Source organism: Methylobacterium sp. BE186, assembly GCF_031457035.1.
In the GTDB taxonomy this organism is placed as follows: Bacteria; Pseudomonadota; Alphaproteobacteria; order Rhizobiales; family Beijerinckiaceae; genus Methylobacterium; species Methylobacterium segetis.
The window spans coordinates 191,281-204,980 of sequence record NZ_JAVDVV010000006.1; the positions used below are offsets into that span (position 1 = coordinate 191,281).

Here is a 13,700-nt window from a genome sequence, read left to right on the forward strand (position 1 = left end):
GAAGCCGCCCCAGAAGCTGCCCGACACGATGCCCGAGAGGCTGCCCGAGATGTTGCCATGACGGGGCGTCGACCGACGCCATTACGCCTCTGCACCGCCCTTGTGGCCTGCGCGCTCGCGGCACCGCCCGGCCCGGCTCGGGCGGAGCCGGAGACGCCGCTCGCGGCGCGGACCTTCGTGCGGACGGTCGCGGCCGCGCGCACGATGATCGCCGCCGACATCGTCATCACCGGCGACATTCAGGCCCAGGCGCAGACCAACGTCTCCTTCCGCACGAACGGCAAGGTCGGCACGCGCCTCGTCGAGGTGGGGGATCATGTCGAGGCCGATCAGGTCCTCGCCCGGCTCGACCCGCAGGAGCAGCGGGCGAACCTCGACAATGCCCGGGCGGCGCTGACCTCGGCGGAGGCGCAGCTCACCCAGGCGAAGCTCAGCTTCAAACGCCAGGAGACGCTGCTGGCGAGCGGCTACACGACGCGGCCTGCCTACGACAATGCCGAGCAGCAACTCCGCACCACCCAGGCCGCGGTCGACTCGGCCAAGGCCGCGCTCGGCACCGCGCAGGAGCAATTCTCCTACACGGAGCTGCGGGCGGGCGTCGCCGGCATCGTGCTCAGCCGCTCGCTGGAGACGGGGCAGGTCGTCCAGGCCGGCCAGTCCGTGCTCGTTCTCGCGCAGGACGGGCCGCGCGACGCGGTGTTCAACGTCTACGAGGCGCTGCTCGCGACGCCGCCCGATTCGAAGACCGTCGAGGTCGTGCTCCAGGCGGATCCCGGCGTCGTCGCGGTGGGAGCCGTCCGCGAGATCGCTCCGAGCGTCGATCCGGCCTCCGGCACCGTGCGGGTGAAGGTCGGGCTCGACCGGACGCCGCCGCAGATGGGCCTCGGCGCGGTCGTGATCGGGCGGGGCAAATTCCGGCCGCAGGCCGCGATCGTGCTGCCCTGGTCCGCGCTCTACCGGTGGAAGAGCCAGCCGGCCGTCTGGGTGCTCGACCCGAAGACGGGCACCGTCGCGCCCCGCACCGTCACGGTCGAGCGCTACGGCGCCGACACGATCGCGCTCGCCGCCGGCCTGGAGCCGGGCGAGCAGGTCGTCACGGCGGGCATCCAGTTCCTGCGCCCCGGCCAGACCGTGACGGTGGCGGCCGGTGGGGAGGGCGGCCGATGAGCGCGACAGGGATGCGGTCTGCCCACCTCTCCCGTTCGGGAGAGGTCGAGTCCGCGGCACGCGGACCGGGTGAGGGGTGCGACCTCTCCGGAAACGGCGCCCCCCTCACCCCGACCCTCTCCCGAACGGGAGAGGGGGCAGGGCGCGCCTGTCTCCTCGCCCTGTCCCTCCTCCTCGCCGCCTGCCAGCCGGGCCAGGAGAAGGCCGAGGCGCCGCCCGTCCGGCCCGTGCTCTACACCCTGGCCAAGCCCGTCGACCGGGTCATCTTCGGCCCCTTCGCCGGCACGGTGGAGCCCCGCTACCAGTCGCAGCTCGGCTTCCAGATCGGGGGGCGGGTGGTCGCCCGCGACGTCACGGTCGGCGACATCGTGACGAAGGGCCAGCGGCTCGCTGCCCTCGATCCCGTCGTGCCCCGATTCGCCCTGGTCCGGGCCGAGGCCGACGTCGCCGACGCCCGGGCGCAAGCCGAGAATGCGGTGGCCACCGAGGCGCGGACCCGCCGCCTCCTGGAGGGCGCCAACGTGACCCAGGCCCAGCTCGACGCCGCCGTGGCCAACCGCGACACCGCCCAGGCTCGCCTCGCCCAGGCGCAGTCCAGCCTGCAGAAGGCGCAGGACCAGATCGGCTACACCGAGCTGAAGGCGGATTTCGACGGGGTGGTGACGCAGCGCAGCGCCGAGGTCGGGCAGGTTCTGAGCGCCGGCCAGGCCGTGGTCACCGTCGCGCGCCCCGAGGAGCGCGAGGCCGTCGTCGACATCCCCGAGGATCTGGCCGGCGCGATGCCCAAGGACGGGCGCTTCGCGGTCTCGCTCCAGAGCGCCCCCGAGGTCACGGCGGCGGGCCGGGTCCGCGAGGTCTCGCCCTTCGCCGACCAGTCGACGCGCACCCGGCGCATCCGGATGACGCTGGAGGCCCCGCCCTCCGCCTTCCGGCTGGGCGCCACCATCACCGTCTCCCTGTCTCGGCCGGTCGAGCCCCGCTTCCCGCTTCCCGCCACCGCGATCCTCACGGAGAACGGGCGGGATTCCGTCTGGATCGTCAACGCCGCCGGCAATGCGGTCGCGCGCCGCGATGTCGCTCTGGCCGAGCGCGGCCCCGAGCGCGTCACCGTCAGCGGGGGCCTGAGCCCGGACGAGCGCGTCGTCGTCGCCGGCGTCCATTCCCTGCAGGAGGGCCAGACGATCCGGCTCTCGGACGAGGCCCACTGATGCACGCACCGAACGAGATCCGCGGCCAGGGCTTCAACCTGTCGGATTGGGCGCTCGGGCACCGCTCCTTCGTCTGGTTCCTGATGGCCGTCAGCCTCGTGGCCGGCGCCATCGCCTATCGCGGCCTCGGCCGCGAGGAGGACCCGCCCTTCGCCATCAAGACGATGGTCGTCCAGGCGAACTGGCCGGGCGCGACCATCAAGGACACGCTGGAGCAGGTCACCGACCGGATCGAGAAGGAGCTCCAGCAGATCAACGCCCTCGACTACGTGCGCAGCTACACGACGCCGGGTCAGGCGACCGTGTTCGTCAACCTGCGCGACACGACGAAGCCGGGCGAGATCCAGCCCGCCTTCTACCAGGTGCGCAAGCGTCTCGGCGACATCCAGAACACCTTCCCGCAGGGGGTGCAGGGGCCGTTCTTCAACGACGAGTTCGGCGACGTCTACGGCAACGTCTACGGCTTCACCGCCGACGGGCTGACCCACCGGCAATTGCGCGACTACGTCGAGGGCGTGCGCACCGAGATCCTGAAGGTGCCGAACATCGGCAAGACGCTGCTGCTCGGCACCCAGAAGGAGACGATCTACCTCGACTTCTCCACCCGCAAGCTCGCGGGCTACGGCATCGACATCCAATCCCTGATCAAGACCCTGCAGAGCCAGAACGCGATCTCGCCCTCCGGCGTCGTGCAGGCGGGGCCGGAGCGGGTCTCGGTGCGGGTGAGCGGCCAGTTCACCTCGGAGGAATCGCTGCGCGACATCAACCTGCGCTTCAACGACCGCTTCTTCCGCCTCTCCGACGTCGCCGAGATCAGCCGCGGCTACGAGGACCCGCCGGCCGCGATGTTCCGGGTCGACGGCAAGCCGGCGATCGGGCTCGCCATCGCCATGCGGCCGAACGCCAACCTCCTGCATTTCGGCGAGGACCTCAGCGCGCGCATGCGCCAGATCGAGGCGAAGCTCCCGATCGGCGTCGGCATCCACCTCGTCTCGGACCAGCCCAGGATCGTCGAGGAGGCGGTCGGCGGCTTCACTCAGGCGCTGGTCGAGGCGGTCGTCATCGTCCTCGTCGTCAGCTTCATCAGCCTCGGGCTGCGGGCGGGCCTCGTCGTGGCGATCTCGATCCCGCTCGTCCTCGCCATCGTCTTCGTGATCATGCAGATCATGGGCGTGACGCTGCAGCGCATCTCCCTCGGCGCGCTCATCATCGCGCTCGGGCTGCTCGTCGACGACGCCATGATCACCGTCGAGATGATGGTCGCCCGCCTGGAACTCGGCGACTCGCTGAAGAAGGCGGCGACCTTCGCCTACACCTCGACCGCCTTCCCCATGCTCACCGGCACCCTCGTGACCGTGGCGGGCTTCCTGCCGATCGGCTTCAACGGCTCGGCGGCGGGCGAGTACACCTACTCCCTCTTCGTGGTCATCGCCGCCTCGCTCCTCGTCTCCTGGGTGGTGGCGGTGCTGTTCGCGCCGCTCATCGGTGTGGCGCTGCTGCCGAGGACCATGAAGGCGCATTCCCACGAGGGCGGCCGGCTGACCCGCCTGTTCCTGCGCGCCCTCAAGGTCGCGATGCGCTTCCGCTGGACGACGGTGCTCGCCTGCGTCGCGATGATGGGGCTCGCGATCTTCGGCATGACGAAGGTGCAGCAGCAATTCTTCCCGGCCTCCGACCGGGCCGAAATCCTCGTCGACATGACCCTGCCGCAGAACGCGACCATCACCGAGACGAAGGCTCAGATGGACCGCTTCGAGGTGGCGCTGACGGGCGATCCCGACATCGAGCGCTGGTCGTCCTATGTCGGGCAGGGGGCGGTGCGCTTCTACCTGCCGCTGGACCAGCAGCTCGCCAACGCCTTCTTCGGGCAGATCGTGATCGTCACGAAGTCGCTCGAGGCCCGCGACCGGGTGATCGCCCGCCTCGACGCGTTCGGAAAGCGGGACTTCGTCGGCACGGACGTCTTCGTGAACCCGCTCTCCCTTGGCCCCCCTGTTGGCCGGCCGATCCAGTACCGGCTCGGCGGGCCGGACCTGCAGGTGGTGCGGGAGAACGCCCTCAAGCTCGCCGACATCGTCGCGAAGAACCCCCATGTCGGCGTCCCGACCTTCGACTGGAACGAGCCCGGCAAGGTGCTGCGCGTCGAGATCCTGCAGGACAAGGCGCGCCAGCTCGGCGTGACGAGCCAGGACATCGCCTCGATCCTCAACAGCGTCGTCGGCGGCTCGGCGATCACGCAGGTGCGCGACTCGATCTACCTCGTGAACGTGGTCGGCCGCGCGCGGACCATCGAGCGGACCTCGCTGGACACGCTCCAGAGCCTTCAGGTGACGCTGTCGAACGGGGCCGTGGTGCCGCTCCTCGCTTTCGCGAAGATCGACTACGACCTCGAGCAGCCGATCGTCTGGCGGCGCGACCGGGTGCCGACGCTGACCGTCAAGGCGCCGATCATCGACGCGACGCAGCCGCCGACCATCGTGGCGGCCCTCCAGGCCGAGATCGACGCCTACACGCGCGCACTCCCGGAGGGCTACACGCTGGCCACCGGCGGCGCCGTCGAGGAGGCCGCCAAGGGCCAGGGGCCGATCGCGGCGGTGGTGCCCGTCATGCTGCTCACGATGGCGGTCTTCCTGATGATCCAGCTCCAGAGCGTGCAGAAGCTGTTCCTCGTCTCGAGCGTCGCGCCGCTCGGGATCATCGGCGTGGTCGCAGCGCTCCTGTCCTCGGGTAAGCCCATGGGATTCGTAGCGATTTTAGGGATTCTGGCCTTGATCGGGATCATCATCCGCAACGCCGTCATCCTGATCGCGCAGATCGAGGAATGCGAGGCCGAGGGGCTCGGTCCCTGGGACGCGGTGGTCGAGGCGACGCGCCACCGCATGCGGCCGATCCTGCTGACGGCCGCCGCCGCCAGCCTCGGCATGATCCCGATCGCCCGCGAGGTGTTCTGGGGTCCGATGGCCTACGCCATGATCGGCGGCATCATCGCCGCCACCTTCCTGACCCTGTTCTTCCTGCCGGCCCTCTACGTCGGCTGGTACCGGATCAAGGCGCCGCCGCGCGGGCGCGCGGGCTGACCGCGGCGGCGAAGGCCTCGCCCGGCGCCTCGTCCGGGATCGGGCCGGCCGCCACGCGGGGCGGCGGGATCGCCACCGGCTTCTGGAAGGCGCGCAGGTTGCCGATCAGCTTGCGCAGGAGGCGGATCGCGGCCTCGGTCTCCTCGTTCGTCAGCGCGGACAGGAAGTTGCGCTCGCGCTCCAGCGCCACCACCGTGATGCGGTCGTGCAGGTCGTGGCCGGCGGGCGACAGGGCGACGAGGCGGCGGCGGGCGTCGGTCTCGTCCCCGCGCACCAGCACCAGCCCGCGCTTCTCCATCCAGGCGAGGCTGCGGCTCACCACGCCCTTGTCGAGCTGGGCCGCGTTGCAGATGTGGTGGGCCGTCACCCAGGGCTCGGAGGCGAGCCGGTACATGATCCGCCAGTCGGTGATGCCGACCCCGAAATGGCGCCGATAGAACGTCGAGGCGGTGCGCGTCAGGTTGTTCGAGAGGGTCGTGAGCAGGGCCGGCACGTAGATGTCGGGATCGATCGTGTCGCGCTCGGCCGCACCGCTTGCGGGCTCGCGCAATGCCTTCGTCGTTCGACCCATCGATGCCCCTCGCGGCCGCACGCCGCAGCGCCGGATTCATCCTGATGAGAACATACTAGAGCACATTTTGTTCAGAACGCTGCGACATTCCGGGCACAGCGGGAGCATCCCGCAAAAAGTGCCTATTCGGTGCGCCTCGCGCGGACAGCCTCACGCCGAGCCGCTTCCGCGGCCCGATCGATCGACCAGCGCCTCCGGCCGCGAGTCGGTGCTGGCGTAGTAGGGCTTGATGTCCACGAGCGGCGTGCCGTCGAGGCAGTCGAGCCCGCGCACTTGGAGGGTGCCGCCGTCGCGCCGGATCAGCTCGACCACCGAGAGCGCGACAGGGTTCGGCCGCGCAGGCGAGCGCAGCGAGAAGGTGCCGCGGCTGCCGTCGGCGTGGCGTGGCCGCTGGCGCACGAGGTTCCGGGTGGCCCGGTCCATCCAGTAGAGCAGGATCAGGTGCGTCGCCCCCTCCACGTTCTGCAGGGCCGGGACGAAGGCCGGATCGACGCGCACGGTGCAGACGGCGTCGGTCTGGCGGCCGTTCTTGGGGCAGTCGGCGCGGCGGGTCCAGGGCGTCGAGATCCGGCCGATGAAGTAGAGGCCCGCATCGAACGCGGCCGGGAGCGCGACCGTCTCCTCGCCGGGCCGGCACTCGAGCCCGTCCTCCGACGCGCCGCCCTCGTTGCTCATGGCGCCCCTCCCGTTCGTCCACGCCCGCACCGCCCCCCGGTTTCGGACAGGGCGGCCCCGTCGCGCAAGTCTCGTCGCGCACGTCTCCCGGCGGACGGGCGTCGCGCCCGGAGGCCCATCGGTGTAGAGCCGGAGGGGGGATCCCACCCGGGTTCGGAGGCCGCTGCGTGATCGACGACGAGTTGCGACCGATGGAATCGGTGCCCGACCCTTCCGCAGCGGTCGACCGGCTCGCCGAACTCCACGCCGGGGCCACCGGCGCTCTCCGCGCGGCGCTCGACCGTTTCCTCGACGGCGGGCCGCCGCCCGACCACGCCGAGCGGCTCCGCTTCCGCTACCCGGAATTGCGCGTCACCTACCGCCCGGCCGGGCCCGTGCCGCGGATCAGCCGGGCGACGGCGAAGCTCCAGCTGGCGGGCACCTACGCCACCACCGTGACCCAGCCGGATCACTTCCGGCCCTATCTGATGGCGCAGCTCCAACCGCTGGTAGAGGATTACGGCGTCAGCCTCGAGGTCGGCCTCAGCGGCCAGGAGATCCCGTACCCCTACGTCCTGGAGCCCGGCGCCGACCTGACGCGCGGCGGGATCGGCCCGGCCGAGCTCGCGACCTACTTTCCCGTGCCGCTCCTCTCGGTCGTCGGCGACGAGATCGCGGACGGGACGTGGCAGCAGGCCGCGGACGCGCCGCGCCCGCTGGCCCTCTTCGACGCGATCCGGGTCGATTATTCCCTGCGCCGGCTCGTCCACTACACGGGCTGCGACTGGCGCCACGTCCAGCCCTGGATCCTGCTGACGAACTATCACCGCTACGTCGACCGCTTCGTTCGCCACGGGCTGGAGCGGCTCGCGGCGGGCGAGGACGGGCTGGAGCAGATGATCCTGCCGGGCGGTATCGCCGTGAGCCGCGCAGAGGCGGCCGGCGCCGATCCGGCGGCCATCGTCGCCGCCTCGCCCTGGCACCGTTTCCAGATGCCCGCCTACCACCTCGTGGCGCGCCGTCCCGACGGCTCGATGGAGGGCACCACCCTCGTCAATATCGGCGTCGGACCCTCCAACGCGAAGACGATCACCGACCACCTCGCCGTGCTGCGCCCCCATTGCTGGCTGATGGTCGGCCATTGCGGCGGCCTGCGCCAGTCGCAGCGCATCGGCGACTACGTCCTCGCCCACGGATACCTGCGGCGCGACCGCATCCTCGACGAGCTCGTGCCGCCCGACGTGCCGGTCCCGGCGCTGGCCGAAGTGCAGCTCGCGCTCCAGGCCGCGGCCGCCCACGTCACCGGCGAGCAGGCCGAGACGCTGAAGAGCCGCCTGCGCACCGGCACCGTCGTCACCTACGACGATCGCAATTGGGAACTGCGATTCTCGCAGGAGCGCCGCCGCATCAATCTCTCCCGCGCGATCGGGGTCGACATGGAGAGCGGCACCATCGCAGCGCAGGGCTACCGGCTGCGGGTGCCCTACGGCACGCTGCTCTGCGTCTCCGACAAGCCGCTGCACGGCGAGATCAAACTGCCGGGCGCCGCCAACGCCTTCTACGAGCGGGCGGTGGCCGAGCATCTGCTGATCGGCCTCGCCGCGCTGGACGCGTTGCGCGCGGACCGGCAGGGCCTTCACTCGCGCAAGCTGCGCAGCTTCGACGAGCCCCCATTTCGCTGACGCGACGCCCGGGTCAGGATTCGAGAGGGGCCGCCCATCGAATCAGCACGATCTCGGCCAGACTTGGACAACAAAAATTGGTCAGAAATCGAGACCGACAAGTATAAAAGATCAAAATCTGTCCAAAATATCGATTAAATCATCGTTATTATTTTCCGATCAGGATCCCGGAAGCTTTCACTCGGGGACGTCGATTCGCGACGTCTCCAGACAACGCATGCGGGATCTCGATGTCGTCACGCCTCGCCAATCTGTCCATCGCTGCCAAGATCGGCACGACGCTCGCCGGCCTCCTCGTCGTGGGTCTCGGCATCTCCTTCGTTTCCCTGCGCAACCTCGGCACGATCGAGGATACGAACCATTGGACCGCCCATACCCATGCCGTGCTCAGTGAGGTCGACGACACCGTCAGCGCGATGATCAACCAGGAGACGGGCCTGCGCGGCTATCTCATCTCCGCCGACGACGCCTTCCTGGCCCCGTACCGCGAGGGCCTCAAGGCCTTCTCGGATTCTGCGGCGAAGGCACGCCGGCTCACGGCCGACAATCCCGCGCAGCAGAAGCGGCTCGCGGACCTCGAGGCCCAGGCCCAGCGGTGGCGGGAAGTCGCCGAGCGCGAGATCGCCCTGATGCGCGCCCCCGAGACGCGCGAGGAGGCGCGGCGGATCGAGGCGTCCGGCGCGGGCAAGTCCGCGATGGACGCCCTGCGGGCTACGGCGAGAGACCTGATGGCGGCCGAGCGCGCGCTCCTCGGCGAGCGGAGCGCTGCGGCGCTGGCGGCCGCCTCCTCCTCGCGCTTCGCGACCGCCCTCGGCCTCGCGGTGATGGTCGTCGCAGCCCTAGGCTCCCTCGTCCTGCTGCATCTCGGCATCAGCCGGCCGATCCGGGGCATGAACGGGGTGATGGGGCGGCTCGCGGGCGGCGACCTCACGGCTGCCGTGCCGGGCCTCGGCCGCAAGGACGAGGTCGGCGGGATGGCCGACGCGGTGCAGGTATTCAAGGACGGGCTCATCCGCGCCAGGGCCCTCGAGGAGGAGGCGGCGCTCGCCCGGGCCGGCGCCGAGGCGCAGCGGAAGGCCGCGATGCGGGATCTCGCGGACGGGTTCGAGCGCGCCGTGGGCGGCATCGTGCAGGCGGTCTCGACCGCTGCGAACGATCTCCAGGGCACCGCCGATTCGATGAGCGCGAACGCGGCCTGCACCGCCGATCAGTCGACCGGGGCCGCCGCGGCCGCCGAGGAGGCCGCCGCCAACGTCTCGATGGTGGCGGCCGCCGCCGAGGAGCTCGGCAGCTCCGTCAACGAGATCGGGCGCCAGGTCCAGGGCTCCGCGAGCCTCGCCGCCTCCGCGGCCGCGGAGGCGGGGACTACCGCAGGGCTCGTCGAGGCCCTGAGTGCGGGCGCCACCCGGATCGGCGACGTCGTCAACCTCATCTCCAGCATCGCGGGTCAGACGAACCTGCTGGCGCTCAACGCCACGATCGAGGCGGCGCGGGCCGGTGAAGCGGGCCGAGGCTTCGCCGTCGTCGCCGCCGAGGTGAAGGAACTGGCCTCGCAGACCGCGCGCGCCACCGACGAGATCTCGCGACAGATCGGAGAGATCCAGGGCGCCACGGATCAGGCGGTGGCCGCGATCCGCTCGATCGCCGAGCGCGTCGAGGAGATGAATTCCATGACCGGCGCCATCGCCGCGGCGGTGGAGGAGCAGGGCTCCGCGACGCAGGAGATCGTGCGCAATGTCGGTCAGGCGGCCGCCGGCACCGACGAGGTCACCCGCACCGTCACCCGGGTGGCGGGGGCGGCGGGCGAGACCGGCGAGGCGGCGGGCCGCGTGCTCGCTTCCGCCTCGGGCCTCACCGCGCAGGCGGACCATCTCGGCGCCGAGGTCCGGCGCTTCCTCAACGAGGTGCGCGCGGCCTGACGGGAGCGCTCAGCGCTCCCGCCGCCACAGGCCGACCCGCTCGGAGCGGGCCTGCTCCTCGGCGGAGAGGAGATCGGCGGGCGCGTCCTCGCTGGCGCGGGCGCCCCCGGCCGCCAGGATCAGGGCGGCGAGATCGTCACCGTCGATCCGGCAGCGAAGCGCCGCCGAGCCCGGCTGTGCGTCGGCACCGGGGCTGCAGGTGACCTCGCGGCGCCGGAGATAGCGGGCGAGCTGGCGGGCGAGGGCGCCCCCCTCGCCGTCGACGCCGAGGAGCCGCACCACCCGGCCCCGGAAGGCGAGGGTGCCGGTGTCGATCACCTCCGGCACGCCGCGCAGCTCCGCCCCCGGAGGCGCCGCGACCGGTGCCGCCGGGGCAGGCTCGGCCCGCGCCGCCGAGGGGCGCTTGGCGCGGCCCTTGGCCATCTGCGCGGAGGCGCGCTGCACGAAGTCGCGAAAGATCGCGGCCGGCATGTCGCCGCCGCTGACCCGGTTCATCGCGCTGTTGTCGTCGTTGCCGACCCAGACGCCGACCACCATGTCGGGCGTCACCCCGACGAACCAGGCATCCCGGTATTCCTGCGTCGTGCCGGTCTTGCCGCCGACCGGAATGCCGGAGACCCGCGCCGCCTTGCCGGTACCGCCATCGACCACCGCCTGAAGGGAATCGAGCATCATCGCCCGCGTGTCGCCGGGCAGCGCGGCCGCCGCCTTCGGGTCGGGATGGACGTAGAGCGGCTGGGGCGTCCCGCCCCGGATCGCATGGACGCCGTAGGCATCGAGCGGCATCCGGTTGGCGAGCACCCCCGCGTAGGCGCGGGTCATCTCGAGGAGCGTCACCTCCGCCGAGCCGAGTGCGAGGCTCGGCACGTTCGGCAACTCCGACGTGATTCCGAGGCGGCGGGCGGTCTCGATCACGGCGGGCACGCCGACCTCGTCGGCGAGCTGCGCCGCGATCGTGTTGATCGAGAGAGCGAAGGCGGTCGAGAGCGGCACCGCGCCGCGGAAGCGATTGTTGGAATTCTGCGGCTCCCAATCGCCGATCTGAACCGGGCGGTCGACGAGCACGCTCTCGGGCGAGTAGCCCTTCTCGTAGGCGGTGAGATAGACGAACAGCTTGAACAGCGAGCCCGCCTGGCGCTTGGCCTGCGTCGCGCGGTTGAACTGGCTGTCCTCGTAGTCGCGCCCGCCCACCATGGCGAGGATCGCGCCGTCCTTCGAGAGCGCCACGAGGGCGGCCTGACCGGCCTTCTTCTTTCCGCCCTCCGCATCGAGCCGGCGGGCGACGACGCCCTCGGCGAGGCTCTGCAGGTCGAGGTTGAGCGTCGTGCGCACCGTCACGTCGCCGGGCGTGTCCGCGAGGCGCTTGGCGTCGCCCGCCACCATGTCGAGGAAGTAGTTGGTGCCGGGCGGCGTCTCGGGAGGTGTACGGAGCGTGATCGTCTGGGCGCGGGCCTTGTCGGCGGCCTCGGCCGTGATTGCGCCGATCTCGACCATGGTCTGCAGCACGACGTCGGCGCGCTCCTTGGCACCGCCGAAATTGCGGGTCGGGGCGAGTTGCGAAGGGGCCCGAACGAGCCCTGCCAGCATCGCCGCCTCGGGCAGCGTCAGGGCCTTGGCGGGCTTGCCGAAATAGCGCCGGGCCGCGGCGTCGATGCCGTAGGCGCCGGCCCCGAAATAGGCGGTGTTGAGATAGCCGAGCAGGATCTGGTCCTTCGACATCTCGCTCTCGACGCGGAGCGCCAGGAACGCCTCCTGGACCTTGCGGCGCAGGGTCTTCTCCTGCGTCAGGGAGGTCAGGCGGACATATTGCTGGGTGATGGTCGAGCCGCCCTCGCGCACGCCGCCGCCGACGGCGTTGCGCCAGGCCGCGCGGAAGAGGCCGCGCAGGTCGACGCCCCAATGGGAGTAGAAGCGCCGGTCCTCGATGGCGATGATCGCCTGGGCAAGGTGCGGCGGCAGGTCGGCCGCCGTCAGCGGCTGCCCGCGGAAGGCCCCTCGGGTGGCGAAGACGCGCCCGTCATCGGCCTCGACGGTGAGCGCCCGCTGGCCGGGGTCGAGGGCCGCGCCGCCGAGAGGGGGCAGGGTGAGGAAGCTCGTGACGACGAGGGCCGCCAGGCCGAGGACGGGAAGCGCGACGAGGGCGAGGAGAGCGAGGCGGAGGGGGCTGCCGGCGATGCGCCCGCGCCAGCCGCGCGGGACGGGCGCGGGATCCCCGGCAGCCCGCGCCCCCGTCGCGAGGCGGCCGGGACGCGGCCGGCGCAGACGCTCCGACAGGCCGCGCAGGAGCGGCGCGGTGCCCTCCGCCGCGGCCCGGGTCCGCGCCCCGGCGCCCCGGGCGGCGCCGGCCGCCAGGATGCCGAGCTGGCGGCCGAGGAGCCGCGCCGCAGCCGCCGCCTCGCGGGCGGCGGCGCGGGTATCCGGGGCGGGGCCGTCCTGCGGGCGGTCCGGTTCATGAGGCGGCATGGCTGATCGTTCATCCGGCGCGGGCCGGCCAGAGGTCTGCGGGGCCGCCTTTCTAGACCGGATGGGACGGACGGCGCTACGCGGCCGGCGCGTTCGGCCTCGCTCCGCCCGTCGCGCCCGGCATCGGCCGGCCCGCCTCCTCGTGCCGGCCGCGCAGGCGGAAGGCGAGGATCAGGAGCATGATGCCGAAGGCGACGGCATAGCCGCCCATCCACCACGTCAGCACCACCGCCGACATGCCCGGATTGATCAGGAGCGCGATCCCGAACAGGATCGAGATCACGCCGCCGAGCGCCAGCCACCAGCGCCCGTAATCGAGGTGGAGCTTGAACGCGGCGGCCACCATCAGCCCGCCGGTGATCAGCGCCCAGAGCGCCACGAGATAGACGAAGGCCCAGACCGCGGCCGCTGGCATCAGGAAGGCGACGACGCCGACCACGATGTCGAGGAGCCCTTCGAGCAGAAGCAGGCCCCAGCGCTCGTGGCGCTGCGCCGACCGCACCGCGGCGACGATGTCGACCACGCCGTCCACCAGCATGTAGGCCGCGAAGAAGATCACGAGGGTGAGGATCGTGGCGAGCGGCGCCACGAGGCTGATCACCCCGAACAGGATGGCGCATAGGCCGCGAAGCGCCACCAGCCACCAGTTGCGCGCGAGAACCACGCTCATCGCATCGAGGCGGGCATCGCCGACGAGGGTTGGTCCGGCCGGACCCGCACCCGCCGTCTGGGGAGGGATGATGGGGTTGCCTGTCGTCATGGCTGAAGCTCCTCCGAGGGGGCGAGACGGGGTCGCAAAGCCGGAGCCCGGCGGCTGAACCCGCCGCGCCGGCGGCGGTTTCGGCAGTCCAGCCCTGCTGAAGCGGGGCGGAACCTTGCGCCCCCTTCTGTCTTTGCAGGGACGAGGCGGGTTATCGAGGGTTTCGGGTCGTTCGCGCGGCTTCGGAACGTTTGCGGAC

9 protein-coding genes are annotated in these 13,700 nt (G+C 71.5%); 5 read left to right on the plus strand and 4 right to left on the minus strand.

Annotated elements, in window-relative coordinates; translation table 11 throughout:
* Window positions 1–57: 57 nt before the first annotated feature.
* Genes J2X36_RS09245 through J2X36_RS09255 form a run of 3 tightly spaced genes read left to right on the plus strand, consistent with a single transcriptional unit; the run spans window position 58 to window position 5,452 of the window.
* Entirely contained in the window at window positions 58–1,167 is a 1,110-nt protein-coding gene (locus J2X36_RS09245; protein WP_310348756.1) for an efflux RND transporter periplasmic adaptor subunit, read from the plus strand.
* Window positions 1,164–2,375: an efflux RND transporter periplasmic adaptor subunit gene (locus tag J2X36_RS09250; RefSeq protein ID WP_310348758.1), complete on the plus strand. Its 1,212-nt coding sequence runs from the start codon at window positions 1,164–1,166 to the stop codon at window positions 2,373–2,375. The genes J2X36_RS09245 and J2X36_RS09250 overlap by 4 nt, the downstream gene beginning before the upstream one ends.
* Window positions 2,375–5,452 carry an efflux RND transporter permease subunit gene (locus tag J2X36_RS09255; protein WP_310348761.1) on the plus strand — a complete coding sequence of 1,026 codons (3,078 nt, stop codon included), beginning with the start codon at window positions 2,375–2,377 and terminating at the stop codon, window positions 5,450–5,452. Before J2X36_RS09250 ends, J2X36_RS09255 begins: the two co-directional genes overlap by 1 nt.
* Here the strand turns inward: J2X36_RS09255 and J2X36_RS09260 are convergent.
* Complete coding sequence (locus tag J2X36_RS09260; RefSeq protein WP_310348763.1) at window positions 5,421–6,023, minus strand: MarR family winged helix-turn-helix transcriptional regulator; 603 nt, start codon at window positions 6,021–6,023, stop codon at window positions 5,421–5,423. The genes J2X36_RS09255 and J2X36_RS09260 overlap by 32 nt on opposite strands.
* 150 nt (window positions 6,024–6,173) lie before the next feature.
* Window positions 6,174–6,698 (minus strand): tRNA (N6-threonylcarbamoyladenosine(37)-N6)-methyltransferase TrmO, encoded by a 525-nt coding sequence (tsaA, locus tag J2X36_RS09265; RefSeq protein ID WP_310348766.1) that lies wholly within the window; start codon window positions 6,696–6,698, stop codon window positions 6,174–6,176.
* Between the two features lie 167 nt (window positions 6,699–6,865).
* Between tsaA and J2X36_RS09270 the strand changes: the two genes are divergently transcribed.
* On the plus strand, window positions 6,866–8,359 hold the full coding sequence (locus J2X36_RS09270; protein WP_405029756.1) for an AMP nucleosidase: 1,494 nt from the start codon (window positions 6,866–6,868) through the stop codon (window positions 8,357–8,359).
* Window positions 8,360–8,589: 230 nt separating this feature from the next.
* Entirely contained in the window at window positions 8,590–10,278 is a 1,689-nt protein-coding gene (locus J2X36_RS09275) for a methyl-accepting chemotaxis protein (protein ID WP_132255277.1), read from the plus strand.
* Between the two features lie 9 nt (window positions 10,279–10,287).
* Here J2X36_RS09275 and J2X36_RS09280 read toward each other — a convergent pair whose 3' ends face one another.
* Window positions 10,288–12,741, minus strand: a complete 2,454-nt coding sequence (locus tag J2X36_RS09280) for a PBP1A family penicillin-binding protein (RefSeq protein ID WP_310348774.1) — start codon at window positions 12,739–12,741, stop codon at window positions 10,288–10,290.
* 76 nt (window positions 12,742–12,817) lie between these two features.
* Window positions 12,818–13,501, minus strand: coding sequence for an HdeD family acid-resistance protein (locus tag J2X36_RS09285; RefSeq protein WP_310348776.1), 684 nt, complete (start codon window positions 13,499–13,501; stop codon window positions 12,818–12,820).
* Window positions 13,502–13,700: the final 199 nt, after the last annotated feature.

What these genes read in the sequence shown, in the direction of transcription:
- J2X36_RS09245 (WP_310348756.1), top strand. Translation starts at nt 58, where the DNA reads ATGACGGGGCGTCGACCGACGCCATTACGCCTCTGCACCGCCCTTGTG.
- J2X36_RS09250 (WP_310348758.1), top strand. Translation starts at nt 1,164, where the DNA reads ATGAGCGCGACAGGGATGCGGTCTGCCCACCTCTCCCGTTCGGGAGAG.
- J2X36_RS09255 (WP_310348761.1), top strand. Translation starts at nt 2,375, where the DNA reads ATGCACGCACCGAACGAGATCCGCGGCCAGGGCTTCAACCTGTCGGAT.
- J2X36_RS09260 (WP_310348763.1), bottom strand. Translation starts at nt 6,023, where the DNA reads ATGGGTCGAACGACGAAGGCATTGCGCGAGCCCGCAAGCGGTGCGGCC.
- tsaA (WP_310348766.1), bottom strand. Translation starts at nt 6,698, where the DNA reads ATGAGCAACGAGGGCGGCGCGTCGGAGGACGGGCTCGAGTGCCGGCCC.
- J2X36_RS09275 (WP_132255277.1), top strand. Translation starts at nt 8,590, where the DNA reads ATGTCGTCACGCCTCGCCAATCTGTCCATCGCTGCCAAGATCGGCACG.
- J2X36_RS09280 (WP_310348774.1), bottom strand. Translation starts at nt 12,741, where the DNA reads ATGCCGCCTCATGAACCGGACCGCCCGCAGGACGGCCCCGCCCCGGAT.
- J2X36_RS09285 (WP_310348776.1), bottom strand. Translation starts at nt 13,501, where the DNA reads ATGACGACAGGCAACCCCATCATCCCTCCCCAGACGGCGGGTGCGGGT.